This window comes from Methylobacterium sp. D48H, assembly GCF_053345715.1.
In genome coordinates this window covers 24,753-44,881 of the sequence record NZ_JBKFAP010000016.1, presented here as the reverse complement: position 1 = coordinate 44,881, position 20,129 = coordinate 24,753, and the positions used below count along the sequence as shown (strand labels likewise).

Here is a 20,129-nt window from a genome sequence, read left to right as displayed (position 1 = left end):
CGGCGCCGGTTAGTGCGGCGCCCGCGCTCGGGAATTCGCCTGGATCCAGCGCGGCGAGAGGATGTCGCCGGCCTCGGTGATGATCCAGGGCTGGGCCTCTCCGGATTCCATCGCCGCGATCGCGACGGCGAGGGCCTCGCGCAGGGTCGCGAACGGCCGCCCCTCCGCGGCGCGGGCCGGTGTGCCCTTGGGTCAGATGGTCAGTTCGGCTCGTCTGTCGAGGTCGGAGGGCGTCATCGGCGCTCTCGTGGTGCTTCGCAGGGTGCTTCGGCGGGATGTGGGCGTTCTACCGTGCCTGTGTGCGTGCCTGTGTGACGCGGATCTGGCGCCGCGGTCTCCGATTCGCGCCACGGGCCGCGACGCCAGCAACGCGCGCGCTCGCCCGGCGGTTTCGATCGGTCCGGGGGCGCGCGCGAAAAACAAATCACCCGCTCCTCAAGTTTGATTTGAGAACGCGTCGGTGGAAGTTTAGTTCATTTGCATCGAATGCATGCCGCTCGGGATCGGCGCCTGAATTCACGGCTGAGAATTCCCAGGAAACACTGCAATACCGTGCCGCCATGGCGATATGGTGCAATGCGATAAATGCATGCCGCGACGCACAAATCCGTGGTCTCATGCGCTGGTCGATCGCATCCCGCGGTCGACACCGCGATCGAACCGGAGACGCACCATGCGCACGATCCTCATCCTCGCGTCGGCCGCGCTCACCTCGGCGGCCTTCACGGGCCTCGCCGCCGCCGACGACCGCCTGCACCTGACGCCGCCGCTCTATCGCGATCAGGCCCGGCCCGCCCAGCAGATCCGCGCGATCCACGATCTGACCACCACGCCCCAGCCCGTCGCCGCGCCGGCGACCGTCAATCGGACGGTCTCGTCCCTCGGCCGGCCGATCGTCCAGGCCGCCGTCGAGGCGAGCCGCTGAGCCGGCTGCCGGAGACGGAGCGCCCCGGGCGGCTCCGTCTCCGGCCGACGCTCAGACGATGTGCAATTCCTGCGCGGCCACCGACGGTTCCACGCCGCGACGGATCAGGCGCCGCGTCCGCGCCCGCTGATCGCGCGCGGTACTGAGGGCAGTCCCCGCCGCGCGGTACCCCTCGAACCACAGATCCGCCCACGCATACTGCGCCGCCATCGCGAGCAGGACGGCGTTCTCGGCCTGTCTCAGGCCCAGCCGCAGGCTCTCATCCACCAGGCGGCCAACCTCCCCGTACATCATCTCCAACTCCGCGTCCGAACACGGCCGGCAGCGCCGCGAAGGGCCGCCGGCCACCCGCCCAGAGGCCGCTCGGCTCTCCCGCTCAGTGCGACGCCGCCCCGGCAGCGTCGCGAGCCGCGGCCGCCGCTTCCCGGGCCGCAACCTGCCCTCGCACCACTTTCGTGCGGACCGTGTCGGAGGCGCGGCGCGCCGCTCCGACGACGCTTCCGAAGGCCGTCCGGGCCTGCGCGAGACCGGTCCCGGCGACGTCGCGGATCTGGGTCGGGACCTCGTGGCCCGACGACTGTGCTATGCACTGCGCCATGCGCGGTCTCCTGTCGGCCGCCATCCGGGTGCGGCCGGCCCGTTTGTGCATCGCACATGGACCGACGTCCAGGGATCGCCCGCGCGTCGGCGCGACCGGTCAGATCTCCGTCTCGCGCCGGACGATCGCCTCTTCCCCGCTGCCCTTCTGCGCGAGGCCGACCTCGGGATCCTCGGTCGGGATCGTGGCCGGCGCCGCCTTGACGCGCTCCGCCGGAGGCTCGTCCGCCTCGCGCGCGTCCGGTCCGCGGCTCGTCGGGTCTGCGGTCTCGCGCGTCATGCGGTCTCTCCCTGCCTGCAGCCAACGCGACGGGGCGTGTGCGGGTCCCGGGGCTCCGTCACGATGGCGGGAGGCGCGACGCGGATCGCGGCTCTATATGGGAGGTGCGAGCAGGGAGAGTGGTGTGTTCACCGTCAAGGGGATTGATCCGTCCGGGCGCGTCATGACGTTCGCCTGCGGGACGGACGAGCAGGCGATGGAGAAGACCTGGGAGCTGGCCCGGCGCGGCTTCCGCGAGATCACGGTCGCCGATCCGAAGGGCAAGGAACTCTCCGCGGCCGCCTTCGAGCGCTCGCTCAACATCGACTGGGAGTGACGCGCGTCGGCGCGCGCCGGGAGCCCCGCCGCCCCCGAGCCTGCCGACGACACTCTGGCCGCGCCGAGCGCCGGTCGACCCGAGGCAGGCGCCTGTCAGGTCGCCTCGAGTTCGCGCCAGAGGTTCGCGCGGCCCGACCGCGCCGTCTCGGGGATGTCGGTTGTGGCGCCGATCTCCTCCGCCTTGCGCCAGATGGCGCGGCAGACGAGGATCTCGCTGCTCGCATCGATGCTGAGGATGAAGCTGTCCGGAACGATCTCGGCATCCGGGAGCGCGACCCGCACGCCGCCGGCCGACCGGTCGTAGACGATGCACGGCAAGCTTCGATGCTCGTCGACCGAGATGCTGCCGGTCTCGTTGAGAAGCGTGCGTGGAGCGCTGCGTCGTTCGAACATCACCGCCTCGAGAACCTCTGCCCGATAGGATCGGTCACCCGGGTTCAAGGGCGGTTTGCGAAATGCCTCGAATTGTCGGGAAGCTGCCGTCCCTGTGAATTCTGCGCTCTTCATGCGCGCTCGGCCGGAGGCCGGGTGCGCGGAGCACCGACGCCCGCGGAGCGACCGGGGTGACGGAGCCGCAGGGACGGAGACGGCCTCGGTCGGACCGCTCGGCGCGTGTGACCGGCCTCAGGATCGACCTACTCGGTCACGACCTCGACGAGGGTGGTGAGAAAGCCCAGCGCGACGGCCCCGATGCCGCCCATGAAGGCCGCATCCCACCCGGCGAACTCCCTCGACTGGGGCGCGCGCAGGAAGGCGAACAGCGTCACGGCGGCCCCGCAGACGACGAGAGCGAGGGCCAGCAGGATCGATCGAGACATGGCGTTTCCCTATGCGCCGGTCTCGCGGCCCTTGAGGGCTCTTGTAAACGGACGAGTGCGACCGGCTTGATCTGTTCAGTCTCGTCCGTCGTCGAAACATGACAGACGAGAGCGCGGTGAACAAGGTGTTCATCTGTTCTGCACTGCGGAACAGCGGCCGGAATGACGCTCTCATCTGATCCGCACAGGACTGAAGTCGCGCGCGGCCAGGGCTGCCCTTCACGAGGGGCATCGACCGGCCGGCCGCGGGGAGTGCCCCGCCGGGACGGGATCCGGCGCGGTCAGTCGATGAAGACGCGGACGCCGTCCGTGTTGAGCAGGTCGCGCTGGTCGGCGCACCATTGCTCCGGTCCGACCGCGGCGATCTCGTCCGCGACCCGCCGGCCCTCCTCGGCGATGGCGTTCCGGGCACGCTGGTGGCCGAGGCCGGCGTCGAGGGCTCGGCGGACCGTGCGGGACAGGCCCTCGGACACCGTGTCGTCGATGGTGTAGAGCTTGCGGCAGTGCAGGACGATGCCGGCCTGCGCGCCGACGATCCGCACGAGACCCCGGATCGTCTCCGCGCGCTTGGTGTCGTCTGCCTCCTCGGCAGCCCAGGCGGTGCCCGGCACGACCGCCGTTCCCAGGAGGGCGGCGAACAGCAGGGCGCGAGTCATCCGGGCATTCCTTCTGGCCGATGCCGGAGCCGTCTCCGGAACGCCGCACCGGGCGGGCCGCGCCCGCCCCGTCAGATTCGGCCGGTCACTTCCGGGCGGCCATCAGGTCGTGGGTCAGGACGGTCAGCTTGCCGATCAGGTTGCTGATATCGGAGCCCTTGCACGACCATTGCGTGCCGACCGCCTCGCCATCGGCCGAGACGGAGACGACCGCCACCGAGCGCAGGCGACCCTCGCGGGCCAGGGCCAGCTGATCCTGCAGCACGGCGATGATCGACGCGGTGTCCTCGTCCACGACCGCGGGCGCGATATGCGCCGGGAACGGCACGACCGAACTCGTCATCGTCTGCTCTCGCTTCATCTCGCCGACCCCTTCGGTAGCATCCTCGGGCCCCGGCGTGCGCATCAGCTTTGTGCAGAGTGTGGCAGCTTGTCCGTGTCCCGCGATGTCCTGGACGTGTGTGGCGACGATGCAACGGTCTCGGCGCGGCTCCGGGCCGCGCGGCGGAACGAGGCGCCGGGCTCCGCGGCGCTTCGTTACGAGGGGGCCCCGCCGAGCGGGGCGCCCCCGGAGGCCGTCATCCTCAGGCGGCCTTGCGGCCCTTGCGCTCGCGCTCGGCCATGGCGCCGGGCTGGCCCAGGCCGATCGCCTTGGCGAGGGCGGAGCGCTGCTCGGCGTAGCTCGGCGCGACCATCGGATAGTCCGCCGGCAGGCCGTAGCGGTCGCGGTAGCTGCGCGGATCCAGGCCGTGGCTGGTCAGGTGGCGCTTCAGCGTCTTGTATGTCTTGCCGTCGATGAAGCTGACGATCCCGTCGTGCCGGACCGACTTGCGGATCTGGGCCGCGCTCGGCTTCTCGACCTCGGCCTGCGGGACCGCCCCGATCTCCGCCGTCAGAGTCCCGGTGACGAGCCCGCTGATCGCGCCGTGCACGCGCGCGATCAGGGCCGGCAGCTCCGCGGCCGGCACCGGATTGTTCGACACGTAGGCGGCGACGATATCGCCCGCCAGCTCGATGAAGTTGGAGTTGGGCCCTGTGGTTTCTTCTGACACTGTAAGATTCCTGGTGTGCCCCTCGCCCGGGATCTGCTACTTTTGAGCACTGAATGCAAGTTACAAAACCGTTGGCGGGCCGCTTCCGGTGCATGATCGGGGTGCCCGCCGCGGAGATCGGCCGACCATTTCTGGCGATTTCCGGCGGAGTATTTCAGGGCGCCGTCCGAGTCGGCCTATCGACTGCGGTAGAGTTTCCGCTCTGCAGAACGACCAGAACGTGCATCTGGCGGACTTGAAGTCGGCCCGGGCCGGCCCGTGGGACGTTCCGCCGTCATCCGCGGTGACGCGGCGCCCCGGTCGTGGCATGGCGCGGCCATGCTGATGCTCGCCCTCCTCATCGCCCTGCTGGCCGTCGTGGTCGCCATGTTCGTGCTGCGGCGGTGGACCGGGCGGCTGGCCTCGCTCGCGACGCTCCTGGCCGGAGCGATCATGGTCCTGTGGCTCGCCGAGGTCGGACTGCTTCCCGGAACGCAGGGCCCGTTGACGGCGTACCGCCCCCTCGTGCCCGGGCTCGACCGGTAACGGTTCGGTAAGCGTACCGGCGGAGCATGGGGTATGCCCACGCTCTCCGCCCCGCGCCTGCTCACGTTCCTGGTGTCGGCCGTGCTGATCGGCCTCGCCGTCGCCAGCCTCTACACGCGCATCCCGATGGTCGGAAAAACCGTCGTGGCGCACCGGCAATGGTTCTTCATCGGCGCCTACGCCCTCCTCGCCCTCGGGGTGACCACCCGCAGCCTGTAGTGGACCGCGCCGCGGTCCGTTCGCCACCGCGCGCCGCGCCGCGGAGGCCGGAATGGCCCTGAAGACCACCTACCTCGTGCAGCCGTTCGAGCTGCACCGGAACCGCCTGCGGCCGGCCCGCCAGGAGCCCGCGCAGAGCGAGTTCGGCGCCCTCAAGAAGGCAGAGGCGCTGGCCGCCCGCATGCCCGGCGCGGCGGCCCTCAGGGTCGTGGCCGACGACGAGACCGGGGAACTCGAGGGCGTCACGATCCTCGGCCAGTTCGGGACCGTTCCGGACGATTTCGCCGAGAGCCTGCTGGGGGGCTGATGCCGTCCGCGGACGCCGACTTACATCCGGCCGCGTCTGGGGGTGCGACACGGGCGACCTCCGATTGCGGCCCTCCGGAAACTACGTAGAAACAGCGGAGACTGATCCTTGCGAGCTCCGGCGCTCGCCGAGCTCGCATCCGTGCCCCGCTATTTCATCGACCTCCACGACGGCGCCAACTTGGTTCGCGACCGCGACGGCTTCGATCTTCCGGATCTCGCCGCGGCGCGGGCGCAGGCGGTGCGCATCCTGACGCGGCTCGCGCAGGGCTTGACCGATCCGATGGAGCGGCAGGATTACGTGCTCGCCGTGCGCGACGAGCAGGGCGCGGTCCGCCTGCGCCTGCGGCTCTCCTACGATGTCGAGGGCGGCTGACGGCCCGGCCGCGCGCGGGTCGGGAAAGCGGGAGATCGCATGCGACGCTCAACAGGTCTGACCGGCCCGCTCGCGGCGGCGCTCGTGCTGCTCGTCGCCGCCGGACCGGCAGGGGCGCAGACCGCGCCGCCCCCGCCCACGGGATCCGCCGCGGCGACGGCCGACAACGCCGTGCTGCTGACGGTCTTCCTGCGCCACGACCAGTCCCGACCGCTGGCGGAGCTGAACGCGCAGCTCGCCAAGCAGGGCTTCTACAAGGCCTTCCCGCCGCCGGGCATCGAGGTCGTCTCGTGGAACGTCGTCATGGGGATCGGGCAGATCATCGTCCTGCGGCTGCCGGCCTCCCGCCTGCGCGAGGTCAACCGCGTCCTGGAGGATACCGCCTGGGGCGCGTACCGGACCGAGTTCTTCCCGACCTACGATTACAGGGCCGTGGGCCTCGCGGAGCACGAGAAGGCGCGCTGAGACCGTCCCGGCCGCCTCAGGCCGGAACCGCGCCGCCCGGACCGACCGGCCCGAGATCCAGCGCGTCGTCCCACAGGTAGGGGTGGCCGAGGCGCTTGGCCGCGTACATCGCCGCGTCCGCCCGCTCCACCAGGGCCTCAGCCCGGGTGGCGTGCAGGGGCGCGCAGGCCACGCCGATCGCCGCGCCGATGCGGATCGGCGATCCGGTCCCGAGATCGTACGGCTCGGCGAGGCGCGCCTGGAGGCGCAGGGCGAAGCCGAGGGCCGGCGCCGGCGCCGCGTCGCCGAGCAGGATGGTGAACTCGTCGCCCCCGAGCCGCGCGGCGCAATCCCCCGCGCCGAGCGCCGCCCGCAGGCGCTCGGCCAGGTGTCGCAGGAGCGCGTCGCCCACCGCGTGCCCGTGGCGGTCGTTCACCGGCTTGAAGCCGTCGAGGTCGAGGCACAGCAGCGCGCAGGGCGCGCCGTCGCGGTCGGCCAGGGTCCGGTCGAGCCGGGCCGCGAACAGGTGGCGGTTCGGCAGGCCGGTCAGCGGGTCGTGGTGGGCCATGTAGCGCAGGAGCGATTCCGCCCGGCGGCGCTCGGTCACGTCCTCCCACAGGGCGGTCCAGCCGCCGCCGGCCTGCGGGTGCAGCGTGATCGCGACCTGGCGCCCGTCCGCGAGCGTCTGGACCACGGCGTCGGTCGCGCCCCGGGCGAGGAGCCGCCGCCGCGCCGCCCAGAGGCCGCAGGGATCCCGGTCGGCCGGGACCGCCCCCGCGGCGCTCGCCGCGCCCACCGCCCGGGCATGCATGCCGGGCCGGATCCGGTTCGCGGGCGGGCCGAACAGGCGCCGGAACCCGTCGCTCACGAACAGCAGCCGGTCGGCGGAATCGAACAGGCACAGGCCGTGCGGCAGCGAGTCCAGCGCCTGGACGATGCCGGGTCCGAGCTTGCGCCCGCGGCCGAGCCCGTCCTGGCGCCGGGCGCAGGCCGCCTGCCGGTGGCGCCGCGCCAGCCTCGTCGCCGCCCTGCCCGCCTCCGCCGCCATGGCCGGTCCCCCGAAACGCCCGACAGCGTCGTCGGGCGATCGCCGGAACGTGCCGGCTCGGAAATTAGTCTCCGGTCTTCATAGAATGGGATTCCTTTCGCCAACCTTGACGAAAGTCGTGCGCGTTGAGCGATCTTCGCGGAGATTGACCATCCGCAAGTTGAGGTGGTGATCGCGGCGCGCGAACTCTGTCGGTCGACGGGTCCGCGCGGTCGGGCCGCGCCGCCGTCCCGGGTGCCGCCGCGCGGCCCCCGGGACGACGTCTATCGGCGGCGCGTCAGGGCGCGTCGTGCGGGCCGTGATGGCCGTCGAGCACCGTGTCGCTGGTCGGGACCGTCGCGGAGACGGCCTCGGCGCGGCGGATGTCGGGCGCGGTCGCCTCCTCCACGAAGGCCGCCACGGCCTCGCTCAGCGGCAGTGTGCGGGTCTGCTGGCTGCCGAGCCGCCGGATCGAGACCGTGCGCTCCTCCGCCTCGCGGCGACCGAGCGCCAGCAGCACCGGTACCTTGGCGAGCGAGTGCTCGCGGACCTTGTAGTTGATCTTCTCGTTGCGCAGATCCGCTTCGACCCGCAGGCCGGCGCGCTCCAGGGTGCGGATGACGTCCCGGGCGTAGGGATCGGCCTCGCCGGTGATCGTCGCCACCACCACCTGGACCGGCGCCAGCCACAGGGGGAAGTGCCCGGCGAAGTGCTCGATCAGGATGCCGGTGAAGCGCTCCATCGAGCCGCAGATCGCCCGGTGGACCATCACGGGCGGCTTCCGGGCGCCGTCGGCGTCGATGTAGAAGGCGCCGAACCGCTCGGGCAGGTTGAAGTCCACCTGCGTGGTCCCGCATTGCCAGTCGCGGCCGATGGCGTCGCGCAGCACGTACTCGAATTTGGGCCCGTAGAACGCGCCCTCCCCCGGGTTGACCGCCGTCTTGATCCGGCCGGCCGACTGCTCCTCGATCTGCGCCAGCACGCGGGTCATCACGTCCTCGGCGTGGTCCCAGAGGGCGTCGGAGCCGACGCGCTTCTCGGGCCGGGTCGAGAGCTTCACGACGATCTGGTCGAAGCCGAAATCCGCGTAGGTCGAGAGGATCAGGTCGTTGATCTTCAGGCACTCGTCGGCGAGCTGGTCCTCGGTGCAGAAGACGTGGGCGTCGTCCTGCGTGAAGCCGCGCACGCGCATCAGCCCGTGCATGGCGCCGGACGGCTCGTAGCGGTGGACGATCCCGAACTCGGCCATGCGCAGGGGCAGGTCGCGGTAGGATTTCAAGCCGTGCTTGAAGATCTGCACGTGGCCCGGGCAGTTCATCGGCTTGAGGGCGAACCAGCGCTTGTCCTCGGCCTCCTCGCCCGCGGACTGCGCGGCGAACATGTTCTCCCGGTACCAGCCCCAGTGGCCGGAGGTCTCCCACAGGGCCTTGTCGAGGATCTGCGGAGCGTTCACCTCGGCGTAGTCGCCGCGCAGGCGCCGGCGCATGTAGGCGATCAGCTCCTGGAAGATCGTCCAGCCTTTGGCGTGCCAGAAGACGACGCCCGGCCCCTCCTCCTGGAAGTGGAACAGGTCCATCTCGCGGCCGAGCCGTCGGTGGTCGCGGCGCTCGGCCTCCTCCAGCCGGTGCAGGTAATCGTCGAGATCGGCTTGGTTCGCCCAGGCCGTTCCGTAGATGCGGGTCAGCATCGGGTTGTTCGAGTCGCCGCGCCAGTAGGCCCCCGCGACCTTCATCAGCTTGAAGGCGGTGCCGACCTTGGCCGTCGAGGTCATGTGCGGGCCGCGGCAGAGGTCGAACCAGTCGCCCTGGCGGTAGATCTTCAGGTCCTCGCCCGGCGGGATCGCGTCGACCAGCTCGACCTTGAAGCCCTCGCCCTTGCCGGCGAACAGCGCCCGCACGTCCTCGCGCGTCCAGACTTCCTTCGTGAAGGGCGCGTCGCGCGCGATGATCTCGCGCATCTTCGCCTCGATCTTCGGGAAGTCCTCGGGCGTGAACGGGGTCTCGCGATGGAAGTCGTAGTAGAAGCCGTTCTCGATCACCGGGCCGATCGTGACCTGCGTCTCCGGCCAGAGCGCCTGCACGGCCTCGGCGAGCACGTGCGCGCAGTCGTGCCGGATCAGCTCCAGGCTGCGCGGGTCGGTGCGGTCCAGGAACTCGATGCGGGCATCGCGGTCGATCGGGTCGTCGAGGTCGGCGACCGTGCCGTCGAGCGCCATGGCGACGGTGCGCTTGGCCAGCGACTTGGCGATGCCCTCGACCACGGCCCGGCCGGTCGTGCCGGCGGCGATCTCCCGCGTGTTGCCGTCGGGGAAGGTGAGAATCGGCATGGTACGAGCGTCTCCGGGCTCAGTCCTGCATACGGGGCAGGTAAGCGGTTTCGAGGGAGCGGCCGTGTAGACCGATTTCTCGGGCGAGGGAACAACGGTGCGGCGCAACTTCACGCATCCCTGCCCTTCGTCCGCCGTTCGGGTGCGCGTGATCGTCCCCGCGCGCGCGCGGCGCCGGGGGCATGGCCCAGGAGGCGAGCACGAGGGACGCGGGACGCCGCGGGAACCCAGGTGTCGGCCAAGTACGCGCGGGATCCGATCCCCGCGGCGCCCCGCGGCATCGGCCGGGCATGGTCCCCGGTCGGTGCCGTCTGTCTCGTCGCGGCGTCTCCGACGTCCCGGTCCTGCGACTCCCCGTTAGCGGTCTCGGTCGAGGTGCGTGCACGCCGTGCCCGCACCTCCGGAACCCGCATCGGCGCCGTGGCCTTCCAGCCGTCCCCCGCCTCGTAGTGGGCGGGTCCGCAGGTCGCTCAGGGTCGGCCCAGAGGCGGGTCGGCGCGGGGGCATTTCCTCACCCCGCCGGGCAGAGTGCCGCCCGGTCTCACGCCCGCGTCCGAGGCACGCCCCGCACCGGTCCGTCGCCCGGGGCGATGGCGGCTGAGAGCCACCGACGCGGGCGCCGCCCCGTCCCCGGACCCGCACGGTCAGCCACCGGGCGGGCCCCCGAAGGACGCCCCGGGATCGCTCCCGGGCCGCCGCGGACAGGTGTGGTCAGGAAGCACAAAATAGGAACATTGTCAAGGCAAACTGAGCCGCTCGCCGCTGTCGACGCGCCTCTCGTCATCGCGAGCGCAGCGAAGCGACCCAGGGCGGCGCAACATCGGCAAGGTCGCGCTGCTGGATTGCTTCGCTCCGCTCGCAAGGACGTCGGTGCCGAGAAGCCATCGGCCGCAATTCCAGGGGCGGGGCTGGAAGACTGCCCCGTCCGGCGACATGCTGGCGCGGCGCCTCCCCCGCACGGACAGGGGGCGCCCGGACACTCGGAACAGGGACACCCGCATGGCCGCGCGCCTCGCCCTCCTCGGCCTCGGCGCGATGGGGCACCCCATCGCCCGCAACCTCGCGGCCAAGCGGGGCTCCGACGCCGAGACGCTCGTCGCGATCGACACCGACCCGGCCCGCCTCGCCGGCCTCGCCGCGCCGGGCCTCGTCGCCACCACCGATCCCGGGCAGGCCGTCGGCGCCGACGTGCTGTTCCTGTGCCTGCCGAACGGCGACGCCGTCGAGGCGGCCCTCCTCGGGGACGGCGCCCTGGCGGAGCGCCTCGCCCCGGGGGCGGTCGTGGTCGACCTCAGCACCATCGCGCACGCCAAGGCCCTCACGGTCGGCCGCGCCGTGGCGGCGACCGGGCGCGCCTTCGTCGACGCGCCCGTCTCCGGCGCGCCGGCCGGCGCCGAGGCCGGGACGCTCACCGTGATGTGCGGCGGCGGGGCCGGGGCGGTCGCGCGGGTGCGCCCTCTGCTGGAGCGGATCGGCACGACAATCCTGCATATGGGCCCGGCCGGATCCGGCCAGCTCACCAAGACGATCAACAACGTGCTCTACGACATCAACATCGCGGCGCTGGCCGAGGTGCTGCCGATGGCCGTCGCCATGGGGCTCGACCCGGATCAGGTCGCCCAGGTGGTCACGACGGGCACGAGCCGGAGCTACGCGGCGCAGTACTTCGTGCCGCGGATCCTCCGGGGCCAGTTCGACGAGGGCTACCCGATGGGGGCGGCCTACAAGGACCTCGTCGCCGCCGCGGCGGTCGCGGCGGAGAACGGCTTCCCGATGCCGGTCACGGCGGCCGCCACCGCCACCTACCAGACCGCCCTGCGCCAGGGCCACGGCGACCGGGACAAGGGCGCCATGGTGCTGCCGTTCGAGGACCTGCTCGGGGTCCGGGTGCGGTCGCGGCCGTAGGGGCCGGCCGTAGCGGCCATCGGGCGGTCGATCCCGACCGACCCGCCCGCGCCCTGGATCTTACGGCAGCTCGAGCACGTCCCTCAGCGGCACGACCGCCAGGACCTGCCCCGACGCGTCGGCGATCTCGAAGACCTGCCCGGCCAGCACCGCGCCGTCGACCCGCTGGATCTCCAAGAGCGCCCGGGCGGAGCGCTCGGCCTCGGTGCGGGCGGCGTCGAGGTCGGGCAGGTCGGCGCCGTCGAGATCCTCGACCAGCCACTGACCGTCCCGGATGTGCAGGTAGAAGTGCGGCATAACCGCAGAACCGCGCTTACCGCCTCCGGTTGCGTCCCGGCCGCGTTGCGCGGACCGCGTGTGGCCTTTCGGTCACTCCGCGGCCTCGGTCTCCGGCACGGCGGCGTGGCCCGTCCGGGGCGGGAGCACCGGCGCGTCGGCGCGCTGGAGCACCTCCAGGGCGGCGTCGGCCTCCCGCTGGCGGTCCCAGAGCGCCGCGTAGACGCCCCCGGCCTCCAGCAACGCGGCGTGGGTGCCGCGCTCGACGATGCGGCCGTGGTCGAGGACCAGGATCGCGTCGGCGTTGACCACCGTCGACAGCCGGTGGGCGATCACCAGGGTGGTCCGGCCGCGGCTGACCCGGTCGAGCGCCGCCTGGATCTCGGCCTCCGTGAAGGAGTCGAGCGCCGAGGTCGCCTCGTCGAGGACCAGGATCGGCGGCGCCTTGAGGATCGTGCGGGCGATGGCGACCCGCTGCTTCTCGCCGCCTGAGAGCTTCAGGCCGCGCTCGCCCACCGGGGTGTCGTAGCCCTCCGGCAGCCCCGAGACGAAGCGGTCGATCTGGGCGAGGCGGGCCGCCTCCCGCAGCTCCGCGTCGGTGGCGTCGGCCCGGCCGTAGCGGATGTTGTAGCCGATCGTGTCGTTGAACAGCACCGTGTCCTGCGGGACCATGCCGATCGCCGCCCGGAGCGAGGCCTGCGTCACCGCGGCGATGTCCTGCCCGTCGACGCTGATCCGGCCCCCTTGCGGCTCGTAGAACCGGAACAGCAGGCGCGAGAGCGTCGACTTGCCGGCGCCCGAGGGTCCCACCACTGCCACGGTCTGGCCCGCCGGGATCTCGAAGGTGACGCCGCGCAGGATCGGCCGCTCGGGATTGTAGGCGAAGCGCACGTCCTCGAACCGCACCGTGCCGCCCGCGACCGCGAGCGGGGCGGCGCCCGGCCGGTCGGCGATCTCGGGGTTCTGCCCGAGGATGCGGAACATGTCGTCGATGTCGATCAGCGCCTGTTTGATCTCGCGGTAGATCATGCCCATGAAGTTGAGGGGCATCGCGAGCTGCACCAGCATGGTGTTGGCGAGCACGAAGCCGCCGATCGTCGTGCGCCCGGCCAGGATGTCGCGCGCCGCGAGCCACATCACCACGGTCATGCCGAGCGTGAAGATCACCGCCTGCCCGGCATTGAGCACCGCCAGCGACACGTAGGTCTGCGTCGAGGCCTTCTCGTACTTGGCCATCGACTCGTCGTAGCGGCCGGCCTCCCGGGCTTCCGCGCCGAAATACTTCACCGTCTCATAGTTGAGCAGCGAGTCGACCGCCTTGGTGTTGGCGTCGGTGTCGGAGGCGTTCATCCGGCGGCGGATCGCGATCCGCCACTCGGTCGCCTTGTAGGTGAAGGCCAGGTAGGCCGCGACCGTCAGGAACGCGGTCAGCGCGTAGGTCCAGTTGAACTCGTAGGCCAGCACGCCGAGCACCAGCACGAACTCGACGATGGTCGGCACCAGGGTCAGCACCATCAGGCGCGACAGCTCCTCGATGCCGGCGCGGCCGCGCTCCAGCACCCGGGTCAGGCCGCCGGTCTTGCGCTCCAGGTGGAAGCGCAGGGACAGGCGGTGCATGTGCTCGAAGGTCTGGAGCGCCAGCCGCCGCACCGCGTGCATCGCCACCTTGGCGAACAGCCCGTCGCGCACCTGCGTCAGCGCCGACATGGCGATCCGCGAGAGGCCGTAGAGGGCGATCAGCAGCATCGGCGCGGCGAGGAGGCCGGTGGGCACGGCCTCGTCCTTGCCGCCGACCGCCGCGACCAGCGCGTCGGTGATCCACTTGAAGGTGAACGGCGTCACCATGGTCACCAGCTTGGCGGCGAGCAGCAGGCCGAAAGCCAGGAAGACCCGGCGCTGCAGGTCGGGCCGGCCGTGGGGCCAGAGATGCGGCCAGAGCCGCCGGTAGGTGGCGATCAGGCCGGGGCGCTCGGCCGGGATCGGCGTCCCGGCCGCGGGCGCGGTGTTGTCGGTCATGAAGGGTTCTGCGGGGCGGGATGTCCTGGCCCCGCATATAGGCCCGCTGCCGCGCCGGAGCACCCGCGCTGCGTGCAGGCCCCCGCCTCACGGCCGCCAGAACGGCTTCGCGACCTCGGCGCGCAGGTCCCAGGGCTCGAGGCCGGCGTCCCGGGCTTGGTCGGGGTGGAGCGCCGCCAGGGCGCGGCGGGTGCGGATCCGCTGCAGCCACGTGCGGAGCAGGGACGGGCGCGCGGCCGGACGGGTAACGGCGGGCGAGGAGGACAGGGTGACGGCTTGCATCGCAGACGATCCGGTGGCGGGAAGGCAGTCCGGCCGGGATTGCTGGCGGAGCATTGATCCGATACAAATATCGGATCAATCGAAACATTGATCTCGGAGCAATTATGCGCCCCGCGGATTACCGCACCGTCGCCGACGCGATCGCGGCCGACATCGCGGCGGGCCGGCTGCGCCCCGGCGCGCGGCTGCCGCCGCAGCGCGACTTCGCCTACGCGCGGGGCATCGCGGTCTCGACGGCGAGCCGGGTCTACGCCGAGCTGGCCCGCCGGGGGCTGGTGACCGGCGAGGTCGGGCGCGGGACCTACGTCCGCAGCGAGCCGGGGCGCGCCGGGTTGCTCCGCCCGGAGCCGCCCCCGGCCGCCCTCGACCTGCAGCGGACCCACTCGCGCCTGCCCGAGCAGGAGGTGGTCCTGGCCGAGACCCTGGCGGCGCTCGCCCGCGACGACGGCCAGATCGGCTTCACCCAGTACGGGCCCGCGGGCACGCCCTCGGCGCAGGCGATCGCCGCCGGGTTCCTGGCGCGGGCGGGCTACGCTCCCGATCCCGCCGACATCCTGTTCACCGGCAACGGCCGGCAGGCGCTGGCCGCCGCCCTGGCGGCCCTGGCGGCGCCCGGCGAGCGGATCGGCTGCGAGCCCCTGACCTATCCCGGGGTGAAGGGCATCGCGGCGCGGCTCGGGATCACGCTGATCCCGCTCGCCATGGACGCGGAGGGCGTCTGCCCCGAGGCGCTCCTCCAGGCCCACCGCGCGACCCCGCTGAGCGGCGTCTATCTCCAGCCGACCCTGCACAACCCCCTCGGCGCCACGATGGGGCCGGCGCGCCGGGCCGCCCTGGCAGAGGTGCTGGAGCGGACCGGGCTCACCGCCGTCGAGGACGCGGTCTACAGCTTCCTGGCCGAGGCGCCGCCGCTCGCCGGCCTCGCGCCGGACCGGGTGATCTTCGTGGACAGCCTGTCGAAGCGGGTGATGCCGGCGCTGACCGTCGGCCTGATCGCCGCGCCGCCTGCCCTCACCGACCGGCTCGCCGCCTCCGTCCGCCAGGGCGCCTGGACGGTGCTCGGCCTGTCGCTCGCGGCCGGCATGCACTGGATGGCGGGGGGCTCGGCCGCGGCGCTGGCCGAGGCCAAGCGCCGGGACGCCGCGGCCCGGCAAGCCCTCGCCCGGGCCGCGCTCGCCGACCTGCGGGTCGTGGGCGATCCGCAGGCCTACCACCTCTGGCTGGAACTGCCCGAGACGTGGCGGGCCGAGGCCTACGCGGCCGCGGCCCTGCGCCAGGGCATCGCCCTCCTGCCGGCCTCATCCTTCGCGGTCCATCCCGGCCACGCGCCGAACGCGGTGCGCCTCGCCCTGGCCTCGCCGTCGCGGGAGGAGCTCGACCGGGCGCTGCGCGGCCTGCGCCGGCTGGCCTTCGCGGGCGACGACCAGGTGGTGGAGTAGGCGCCGCCGCTCAGCCGCGCTTGTCGGTGGGGAGCACGAAGATCTGGCCCGGGTAGATCAGGTCCGGATCGCGGATCTGGTTCTGGTTGGCGTCGTAGATCACCGTGTAGCGCTCGCCCCGGCCGTAGGTGCGCTGGCTGATCCGCCAGAGGTTGTCGCCGCGGGTGATCCGGGCGGTGCTGATCTCCGGCACGAACACCGCGCCGACCCGGTCCGGCTCCGCCATGTCGGCCACCTGGGGGTTCGAGACGGCGGCCGGCGGCGAGGCCGCGGCCGGCCGGTCCCGGTCGGCACCGTCGCGCGCGGCCTGATCGGGGCCGGCACGATCCCGCGCGCCGCTCTGGGCGGGCGACGGTCCGGACTCGGCGGTCTCCCGGGCGGCGACCTGCGTCGGCTCCGGCACCGACAGGGGGACCGCGGCGCGGCTGGCGACCTTGCCGGTGGCCGGATCGACCTGGTCGATCCGCACCTGGTACTGCCCGGGCTTGATCCCGCGCCCGATCGTGAAGGTCGCCCGGCCGTCCGGCCCGATGCTGCCCGGGGCGATCATCGTGTCGTTGAGGTAGAGCTGGATCCGCGCCCCCGGCGTGCCGGTGGCCGTCACGAACAGGCGGCCGTTCCCCTGCACGTCCACGCTGGCGATCCGGGTCGGTCCCGGCCCGGACGCCGCGGCCTCGCGGGTCTCCCCGCTCCCGGCCGGACGGCCGGCCCGCGCCGCGTCGGCGTCCCGGGTACCCGGCTCGGAAGCCGGACCGGAGGATCTGGCGCCGCCCTTCGCGTCGGCCGTCGCGCCCGGCGCGCCGGGCTGCGACAGCACGACGGTCGCGGCGTCCGGGGCGGTCAGGGCCACGAGGGGCTGGCGGTCCCGGCCGGGGGCCACGTCCACCGCGACGCTCTGCTGCGACTCGGTCGCGCGCCCGTCCGCGCCGGTCATGCGCAGGCGGAGCGTGCTGGCGCCCGTCGGCAGGGCCGGCGGCACGATCGCGAACTGACCGTTGGAATCGGCCTTCGCCCGGGCCACGGGCTTGCCGTCGACCAGCATCTCGATCGCGGCGTCCGGCGCGCCGCGGCCGGCCACCACGGCGTCGCCGTTCGGCTCGACGCGGACGATGTCGAAGCGCGGCGCCTCGGCCGCATCCGGCAGGCGCGCGTCCTGGCCCGGACCGGCCTGCTGCGACCCGGCTGTGCCGGCCTGCGGCGCCCCGGGGGTGCCGGCGCGGGGGGGCTGCGGGAGCGCCGCCACGGGGCCCTCCCCCGGCGCCGGGCTCGCCCGGCCCGGCTTGTCGTCGCGGAAGTCGATCGTTGGGTCGGTGCGGCCGGCCAGGGCGCCCGGATCGGCGAGGCTGCGCAGGCTGCCGCTCGGCGCCGACGACGCGGACGGCTCGGGACCGCCGCGGCCGGTGAGCCGCCGCAGGGAGTCGCCGCCGAACAGCGCCAGCACGAGTCCCAGTCCGCCGAGAAGGCCGGCCAGCGCCAGGGCGAGACTGCGCCGCACCTGTCTCGACATCGCCACGAAGGCCTCCCCTTATCCTGCCGCCGCCCGGCGGGCGGCCGTCCGCCCGCGCGAAAAGCCGTCGACGGCGCCGCCCATAATACCGTACATGGTCCCCACACCAAGCCGTCCTGCCGCCCAGGCGGGTGAATCCCACGCGAATTCAGCAGTTTGGCACGTGGAGTGCTGGGCGCGGGGCGCGATCTGGACGGCTCGCAACGGACGCGCGAGGAGGACGCCGGATGGCTCCGGTGAGGACAGTCTGTGTCTATTGCGGCTCCGGCTTCGGCCGCGACCCGGCCTTCCGCGAGGCCGCCGAGACCCTCGGGACCGCGGTCGCGCAGGCCGGGATGGGCCTCGTCTACGGCGGCGGCGACGTCGGGCTGATGGGCACGGTGGCGCGGGCGGCGCTCGCCGCCGGCGGCCACGTCACCGGCATCATCCCGGATTTCCTCCAGGCGCGCGAGCACATGCTGGCGGACATCCAGGAGACCGTGGTGGTCTCCGACATGCACACCCGCAAGCGCCTGATGTTCGAGCGCTCGGACGCGTTCGTGACCCTGCCGGGCGGCATCGGCACCCTGGAGGAGCTGGTCGAGCAGCTGACCTGGGCGCAGCTCGGGCGCCACCGGAAGCCGGTGGTGCTGGTCTCGGTGGCGGAGTTCTGGGCGCCGCTGCTGGCCCTGTTCGAGCACATGCGCGGCCACGGCTTCATCCGCGAGGGCCTCGACCTGAGCTACCTCGTCGCGCGCGAGGCGGCCGAGGTGGTGCCGATGCTCCGCGCGGCCGGCCACGAGCCGGACCCCCAGGCCGAGAGCATCGTCCAGCAGCGCATGTAGGTGCGCGCGCCGCGCGGCGATGAGGATCACGAGGATGCGTGCGTCGATGCGTGCTTCACTGCTCGCGGCCCTGCCGCTCGCCGGCCTCGCCTCCGCGGCGGCGGCCGGCCCGTCGCCGGTCCTGCAGACCCTGGACTACGCCAACACCCGCTACTCGGCCCTCGACCAGATCGACGCCGGCAATGTCGGGCGCCTGAAGGTCGCCTGGACCTTCTCCACCGGCGTCCTGCGCGGCCACGAGGGTGCGCCGATCGTGGTCGGACACCTGATGTTCGTGCACACGCCGTTCCCCAACGTGGTCTACGCCCTCGACCTCGACCGGGGCGGGAGGATCCTGTGGCGCTACGCGCCGCGGCAGGACGCGAGCGTGATCGCCGTGATGTGCTGCGACACGGTCTCCCGGGGGCTCGCCTACGCGGACGGGCGGTTGTTCCTCCAGCAGGCCGACACCACCGTGGTGGCGCTCGACCCCGAGACCGGCCGGGTGCTGTGGTCGGTGAGGAACGGCGACCCGGGCCGGGGCGAGACCAACACCGCCACGGTCCTGCCGGTGCGCGGCAAGCTCATCGTCGGGCTCGCGGGGGGCGAGTACGGGGCGCGCTGCCACGTCACGGCCTACGACCAGGCGACGGGCCGGCGGCTCTGGCGCGCCTACGCCACCGGGCCGGACGCCGACATGCTGGTCGATCCGGAGACGACGACCGAGCTCGGGCGCCCGGTCGGCCGCGATTCCTCGCTCAAGAGCTGGGAGGGCGACCAGTGGCGGACCGGCGGCGCCTGCAGCTGGGGCTGGTTCTCCTACGATCCGGACCTGAACCTCGTCTATTACGGCACCGGCAATCCCTCGACCTGGAACCCGAACCAGCGCCCGGGCGACAACCGGTGGGCACAGGCGATCATCGCCCGCGACGCCGATACGGGCATCGCCCGCTGGGTCTACCAGATGACCCCCCACGACCAGTGGGACTACGACGGCGTCAACGAGATGATCCTCACCGAGCAGGTGATCGACGGCCGCGCCCGGAAGGTGCTGACTCATTTCGACCGCAACGGCTTCGGCTACACGCTGGACCGGGCCACCGGCGCGCTGCTGGTGGCGGAGAAGTTCGACCCCACGGTGAACTGGGCCAGCCGGATCAGCGTGGATCCCGCCGCGCCCGATTACGGAAAGCCGGTGGTCGACAAGCGCTACGCTCCCGGCGAGGCCGACGAGGACGAAGCAACCAAAAATATCTGTCCCGGGGCGCTCGGAGCCAAGAACCAGCAACCGGCCGCCTACTCGGCCAAGACGCGGCTGTTCTACGTGCCGACCAACCACATGTGCATGGATTACGAGGCGTTCCGGGTCACCTACACGCCCGGCCAGCCCTATGTCGGCGCGACGCTCACCCTGCACCCGCCCGAGGGCTCGGATCGGACCGGGGCGTTCATCGCCTGGGACGGCGCGAAGGGCCGGATCGCCTGGACGATCCCGGAGCCGTTCTCGGTCTGGTCGGGGGCGCTCGCCACGGCGGGCAACGTGGTCTTCTACGGCACGCTGGAGGGCTACCTGAAGGCGGTCGACGCGCGGGACGGGCACGAGCTGTACCGGTTCAAGACCCCATCCGGGATCGTCGGCAACGTCACCACCTACCTGCACGGCGGCAAGCAGTACGTCGCGGTGCTGTCCGGGGTCGGCGGCTGGGCCGGGATCGGCCTGGCGGCCGGGCTGACCGACCCCGCGGACGGTTCGGGGGCGGTGGGGGGCTACGCGGCCCTGTCGCAGTACACGGCGCCGGGCGGGCAGCTCACGGTGTTCGAACTGCCGCAGTGAGCCGCCCCGGCGGCGTCCGCACGCGCCGCCGGGCGATTCGCACGGCATCTCCCTGACCTTCCGAGGCACTCCCGCGCCGGGTCTGGCTGGACGCATCCCGGGCCGCCTCTCCTGTCCCGCATGACCCCGCCACCGGCGCCGGTGGCCGGTCTCGGGCGGGCCTATCCAGACGCGGCCGCGCCGCTCACGGCGATCGAT

At 72.6% G+C, this 20,129-nt stretch carries 25 protein-coding genes; 11 read left to right on the top strand and 14 right to left on the bottom strand.

Annotated elements, in window-relative coordinates; translation table 11 throughout:
- Positions 1 to 673 precede the first annotated feature (673 nt).
- Complete coding sequence (locus tag ACLBX8_RS21900) at positions 674 to 925, top strand: hypothetical protein (protein WP_056523875.1); 252 nt, start codon at positions 674 to 676, stop codon at positions 923 to 925.
- A 51-nt stretch (positions 926 to 976) separates the two neighbouring features.
- Here ACLBX8_RS21900 and ACLBX8_RS21895 read toward each other — a convergent pair whose 3' ends face one another.
- From ACLBX8_RS21895 to ACLBX8_RS21885, 3 genes are all read right to left on the bottom strand, one after another.
- Entirely contained in the window at positions 977 to 1,219 is a 243-nt protein-coding gene (locus ACLBX8_RS21895) for a hypothetical protein (RefSeq protein WP_447683216.1), read from the bottom strand.
- 82 nt (positions 1,220 to 1,301) lie between these two features.
- The gene (locus ACLBX8_RS21890; RefSeq protein WP_447699065.1) at positions 1,302 to 1,523 is read right to left on the bottom strand and encodes a hypothetical protein; all 222 of its coding nucleotides are present in this window, start codon (positions 1,521 to 1,523) and stop codon (positions 1,302 to 1,304) included.
- A 99-nt stretch (positions 1,524 to 1,622) separates the two neighbouring features.
- On the bottom strand, positions 1,623 to 1,802 hold the full coding sequence (locus tag ACLBX8_RS21885; protein ID WP_020095191.1) for a hypothetical protein: 180 nt from the start codon (positions 1,800 to 1,802) through the stop codon (positions 1,623 to 1,625).
- A gap of 97 nt (positions 1,803 to 1,899) precedes the next feature.
- On the opposite strand from ACLBX8_RS21885, the gene ACLBX8_RS21880 reads away from it, so the two are divergent.
- Positions 1,900 to 2,118 (top strand): hypothetical protein, encoded by a 219-nt coding sequence (locus tag ACLBX8_RS21880; protein ID WP_210383195.1) that lies wholly within the window; start codon positions 1,900 to 1,902, stop codon positions 2,116 to 2,118.
- Positions 2,119 to 2,213: 95 nt separating this feature from the next.
- On the opposite strand, the gene ACLBX8_RS21875 is transcribed toward ACLBX8_RS21880, so the two are convergent.
- The 5 genes from ACLBX8_RS21875 to ACLBX8_RS21855 all read right to left on the bottom strand — a co-directional run bounded on the left by ACLBX8_RS21875 (position 2,214) and on the right by ACLBX8_RS21855 (position 4,646).
- Positions 2,214 to 2,627 (bottom strand): PilZ domain-containing protein, encoded by a 414-nt coding sequence (locus ACLBX8_RS21875; RefSeq protein WP_447715739.1) that lies wholly within the window; start codon positions 2,625 to 2,627, stop codon positions 2,214 to 2,216.
- Positions 2,628 to 2,755: 128 nt separating this feature from the next.
- Positions 2,756 to 2,938, bottom strand: coding sequence for a hypothetical protein (locus ACLBX8_RS21870; RefSeq protein ID WP_020095188.1), 183 nt, complete (start codon positions 2,936 to 2,938; stop codon positions 2,756 to 2,758).
- Positions 2,939 to 3,219: 281 nt separating this feature from the next.
- Complete coding sequence (locus ACLBX8_RS21865; RefSeq protein ID WP_447715738.1) at positions 3,220 to 3,594, bottom strand: hypothetical protein; 375 nt, start codon at positions 3,592 to 3,594, stop codon at positions 3,220 to 3,222.
- A gap of 85 nt (positions 3,595 to 3,679) precedes the next feature.
- On the bottom strand, positions 3,680 to 3,955 hold the full coding sequence (locus ACLBX8_RS21860; protein ID WP_026605251.1) for a hypothetical protein: 276 nt from the start codon (positions 3,953 to 3,955) through the stop codon (positions 3,680 to 3,682).
- Between the two features lie 223 nt (positions 3,956 to 4,178).
- A complete protein-coding gene (locus ACLBX8_RS21855; protein WP_020095185.1) occupies positions 4,179 to 4,646 on the bottom strand; it encodes a MucR family transcriptional regulator in 468 nt (155 codons plus the stop codon).
- Between the two features lie 318 nt (positions 4,647 to 4,964).
- Here ACLBX8_RS21855 and ACLBX8_RS21850 point away from each other — a divergent pair, with 318 nt between their 5' ends.
- The 5 genes from ACLBX8_RS21850 to ACLBX8_RS21830 all read left to right on the top strand — a co-directional run bounded on the left by ACLBX8_RS21850 (position 4,965) and on the right by ACLBX8_RS21830 (position 6,537).
- The gene (locus ACLBX8_RS21850; protein WP_026605250.1) at positions 4,965 to 5,171 is read left to right on the top strand and encodes a hypothetical protein; all 207 of its coding nucleotides are present in this window, start codon (positions 4,965 to 4,967) and stop codon (positions 5,169 to 5,171) included.
- 33 nt (positions 5,172 to 5,204) lie between these two features.
- Positions 5,205 to 5,390: a hypothetical protein gene (locus ACLBX8_RS21845; protein WP_012318898.1), complete on the top strand. Its 186-nt coding sequence runs from the start codon at positions 5,205 to 5,207 to the stop codon at positions 5,388 to 5,390.
- 52 nt (positions 5,391 to 5,442) lie between these two features.
- Entirely contained in the window at positions 5,443 to 5,697 is a 255-nt protein-coding gene (locus tag ACLBX8_RS21840) for a hypothetical protein (protein ID WP_020095183.1), read from the top strand.
- A gap of 141 nt (positions 5,698 to 5,838) precedes the next feature.
- A complete protein-coding gene (locus tag ACLBX8_RS21835; protein ID WP_026605249.1) occupies positions 5,839 to 6,072 on the top strand; it encodes a DUF6894 family protein in 234 nt (77 codons plus the stop codon).
- 39 nt (positions 6,073 to 6,111) lie between these two features.
- On the top strand, positions 6,112 to 6,537 hold the full coding sequence (locus ACLBX8_RS21830) for a hypothetical protein (RefSeq protein ID WP_091980288.1): 426 nt from the start codon (positions 6,112 to 6,114) through the stop codon (positions 6,535 to 6,537).
- 16 nt (positions 6,538 to 6,553) lie between these two features.
- On the opposite strand, the gene ACLBX8_RS21825 is transcribed toward ACLBX8_RS21830, so the two are convergent.
- The gene (locus ACLBX8_RS21825; protein WP_447699066.1) at positions 6,554 to 7,564 is read right to left on the bottom strand and encodes a diguanylate cyclase domain-containing protein; all 1,011 of its coding nucleotides are present in this window, start codon (positions 7,562 to 7,564) and stop codon (positions 6,554 to 6,556) included.
- A 277-nt stretch (positions 7,565 to 7,841) separates the two neighbouring features.
- On the bottom strand, positions 7,842 to 9,869 hold the full coding sequence (thrS, locus tag ACLBX8_RS21820) for a threonine--tRNA ligase (protein WP_100251996.1): 2,028 nt from the start codon (positions 9,867 to 9,869) through the stop codon (positions 7,842 to 7,844).
- 999 nt (positions 9,870 to 10,868) lie between these two features.
- On the opposite strand from thrS, the gene ACLBX8_RS21815 reads away from it, so the two are divergent.
- The gene (locus ACLBX8_RS21815) at positions 10,869 to 11,774 is read left to right on the top strand and encodes an NAD(P)-dependent oxidoreductase (RefSeq protein ID WP_447715737.1); all 906 of its coding nucleotides are present in this window, start codon (positions 10,869 to 10,871) and stop codon (positions 11,772 to 11,774) included.
- Between the two features lie 60 nt (positions 11,775 to 11,834).
- On the opposite strand, the gene ACLBX8_RS21810 is transcribed toward ACLBX8_RS21815, so the two are convergent.
- The 3 genes from ACLBX8_RS21810 to ACLBX8_RS21800 all read right to left on the bottom strand — a co-directional run bounded on the left by ACLBX8_RS21810 (position 11,835) and on the right by ACLBX8_RS21800 (position 14,348).
- A complete protein-coding gene (locus ACLBX8_RS21810; protein ID WP_020092366.1) occupies positions 11,835 to 12,071 on the bottom strand; it encodes a DUF6894 family protein in 237 nt (78 codons plus the stop codon).
- Between the two features lie 72 nt (positions 12,072 to 12,143).
- Positions 12,144 to 14,066, bottom strand: a complete 1,923-nt coding sequence (locus tag ACLBX8_RS21805; RefSeq protein ID WP_091680197.1) for an ABCB family ABC transporter ATP-binding protein/permease — start codon at positions 14,064 to 14,066, stop codon at positions 12,144 to 12,146.
- Positions 14,067 to 14,153: 87 nt separating this feature from the next.
- Positions 14,154 to 14,348, bottom strand: coding sequence for a DUF1127 domain-containing protein (locus ACLBX8_RS21800; RefSeq protein WP_447715736.1), 195 nt, complete (start codon positions 14,346 to 14,348; stop codon positions 14,154 to 14,156).
- 104 nt (positions 14,349 to 14,452) lie between these two features.
- Here ACLBX8_RS21800 and ACLBX8_RS21795 point away from each other — a divergent pair, with 104 nt between their 5' ends.
- Positions 14,453 to 15,787, top strand: a complete 1,335-nt coding sequence (locus tag ACLBX8_RS21795; protein WP_091680198.1) for an aminotransferase-like domain-containing protein — start codon at positions 14,453 to 14,455, stop codon at positions 15,785 to 15,787.
- Positions 15,788 to 15,797: 10 nt separating this feature from the next.
- On the opposite strand, the gene ACLBX8_RS21790 is transcribed toward ACLBX8_RS21795, so the two are convergent.
- A complete protein-coding gene (locus ACLBX8_RS21790; RefSeq protein WP_447699205.1) occupies positions 15,798 to 17,294 on the bottom strand; it encodes a LysM peptidoglycan-binding domain-containing protein in 1,497 nt (498 codons plus the stop codon).
- A 227-nt stretch (positions 17,295 to 17,521) separates the two neighbouring features.
- On the opposite strand from ACLBX8_RS21790, the gene ACLBX8_RS21785 reads away from it, so the two are divergent.
- Both ACLBX8_RS21785 and ACLBX8_RS21780 read left to right on the top strand, forming a co-directional pair.
- Positions 17,522 to 18,118, top strand: coding sequence for an LOG family protein (locus ACLBX8_RS21785; RefSeq protein ID WP_091925932.1), 597 nt, complete (start codon positions 17,522 to 17,524; stop codon positions 18,116 to 18,118).
- A gap of 34 nt (positions 18,119 to 18,152) precedes the next feature.
- A complete protein-coding gene (locus tag ACLBX8_RS21780) occupies positions 18,153 to 19,931 on the top strand; it encodes a methanol/ethanol family PQQ-dependent dehydrogenase (RefSeq protein ID WP_091680204.1) in 1,779 nt (592 codons plus the stop codon).
- Positions 19,932 to 20,129: the final 198 nt, after the last annotated feature.

Excerpts from the sequence above, each read along its gene's own strand:
- ACLBX8_RS21900 (WP_056523875.1), top strand. The coding sequence starts at position 674 with ATGCGCACGATCCTCATCCTCGCGTCGGCCGCGCTCACCTCGGCGGCC.
- ACLBX8_RS21895 (WP_447683216.1), bottom strand. The coding sequence starts at position 1,219 with ATGATGTACGGGGAGGTTGGCCGCCTGGTGGATGAGAGCCTGCGGCTG.
- ACLBX8_RS21890 (WP_447699065.1), bottom strand. The coding sequence starts at position 1,523 with ATGGCGCAGTGCATAGCACAGTCGTCGGGCCACGAGGTCCCGACCCAG.
- ACLBX8_RS21885 (WP_020095191.1), bottom strand. The coding sequence starts at position 1,802 with ATGACGCGCGAGACCGCAGACCCGACGAGCCGCGGACCGGACGCGCGC.
- ACLBX8_RS21880 (WP_210383195.1), top strand. The coding sequence starts at position 1,900 with ATGGGAGGTGCGAGCAGGGAGAGTGGTGTGTTCACCGTCAAGGGGATT.
- ACLBX8_RS21875 (WP_447715739.1), bottom strand. The coding sequence starts at position 2,627 with ATGAAGAGCGCAGAATTCACAGGGACGGCAGCTTCCCGACAATTCGAG.
- ACLBX8_RS21870 (WP_020095188.1), bottom strand. The coding sequence starts at position 2,938 with ATGTCTCGATCGATCCTGCTGGCCCTCGCTCTCGTCGTCTGCGGGGCC.
- ACLBX8_RS21865 (WP_447715738.1), bottom strand. The coding sequence starts at position 3,594 with ATGACTCGCGCCCTGCTGTTCGCCGCCCTCCTGGGAACGGCGGTCGTG.
- ACLBX8_RS21860 (WP_026605251.1), bottom strand. The coding sequence starts at position 3,955 with ATGAAGCGAGAGCAGACGATGACGAGTTCGGTCGTGCCGTTCCCGGCG.
- ACLBX8_RS21850 (WP_026605250.1), top strand. The coding sequence starts at position 4,965 with ATGCTGATGCTCGCCCTCCTCATCGCCCTGCTGGCCGTCGTGGTCGCC.
- ACLBX8_RS21845 (WP_012318898.1), top strand. The coding sequence starts at position 5,205 with ATGCCCACGCTCTCCGCCCCGCGCCTGCTCACGTTCCTGGTGTCGGCC.
- ACLBX8_RS21840 (WP_020095183.1), top strand. The coding sequence starts at position 5,443 with ATGGCCCTGAAGACCACCTACCTCGTGCAGCCGTTCGAGCTGCACCGG.
- ACLBX8_RS21830 (WP_091980288.1), top strand. The coding sequence starts at position 6,112 with ATGCGACGCTCAACAGGTCTGACCGGCCCGCTCGCGGCGGCGCTCGTG.
- ACLBX8_RS21825 (WP_447699066.1), bottom strand. The coding sequence starts at position 7,564 with ATGGCGGCGGAGGCGGGCAGGGCGGCGACGAGGCTGGCGCGGCGCCAC.
- thrS (WP_100251996.1), bottom strand. The coding sequence starts at position 9,869 with ATGCCGATTCTCACCTTCCCCGACGGCAACACGCGGGAGATCGCCGCC.
- ACLBX8_RS21815 (WP_447715737.1), top strand. The coding sequence starts at position 10,869 with ATGGCCGCGCGCCTCGCCCTCCTCGGCCTCGGCGCGATGGGGCACCCC.
- ACLBX8_RS21810 (WP_020092366.1), bottom strand. The coding sequence starts at position 12,071 with ATGCCGCACTTCTACCTGCACATCCGGGACGGTCAGTGGCTGGTCGAG.
- ACLBX8_RS21805 (WP_091680197.1), bottom strand. The coding sequence starts at position 14,066 with ATGACCGACAACACCGCGCCCGCGGCCGGGACGCCGATCCCGGCCGAG.
- ACLBX8_RS21800 (WP_447715736.1), bottom strand. The coding sequence starts at position 14,348 with ATGCAAGCCGTCACCCTGTCCTCCTCGCCCGCCGTTACCCGTCCGGCC.
- ACLBX8_RS21795 (WP_091680198.1), top strand. The coding sequence starts at position 14,453 with ATGCGCCCCGCGGATTACCGCACCGTCGCCGACGCGATCGCGGCCGAC.
- ACLBX8_RS21790 (WP_447699205.1), bottom strand. The coding sequence starts at position 17,294 with ATGTCGAGACAGGTGCGGCGCAGTCTCGCCCTGGCGCTGGCCGGCCTT.
- ACLBX8_RS21785 (WP_091925932.1), top strand. The coding sequence starts at position 17,522 with ATGGCTCCGGTGAGGACAGTCTGTGTCTATTGCGGCTCCGGCTTCGGC.
- ACLBX8_RS21780 (WP_091680204.1), top strand. The coding sequence starts at position 18,153 with ATGCGTGCGTCGATGCGTGCTTCACTGCTCGCGGCCCTGCCGCTCGCC.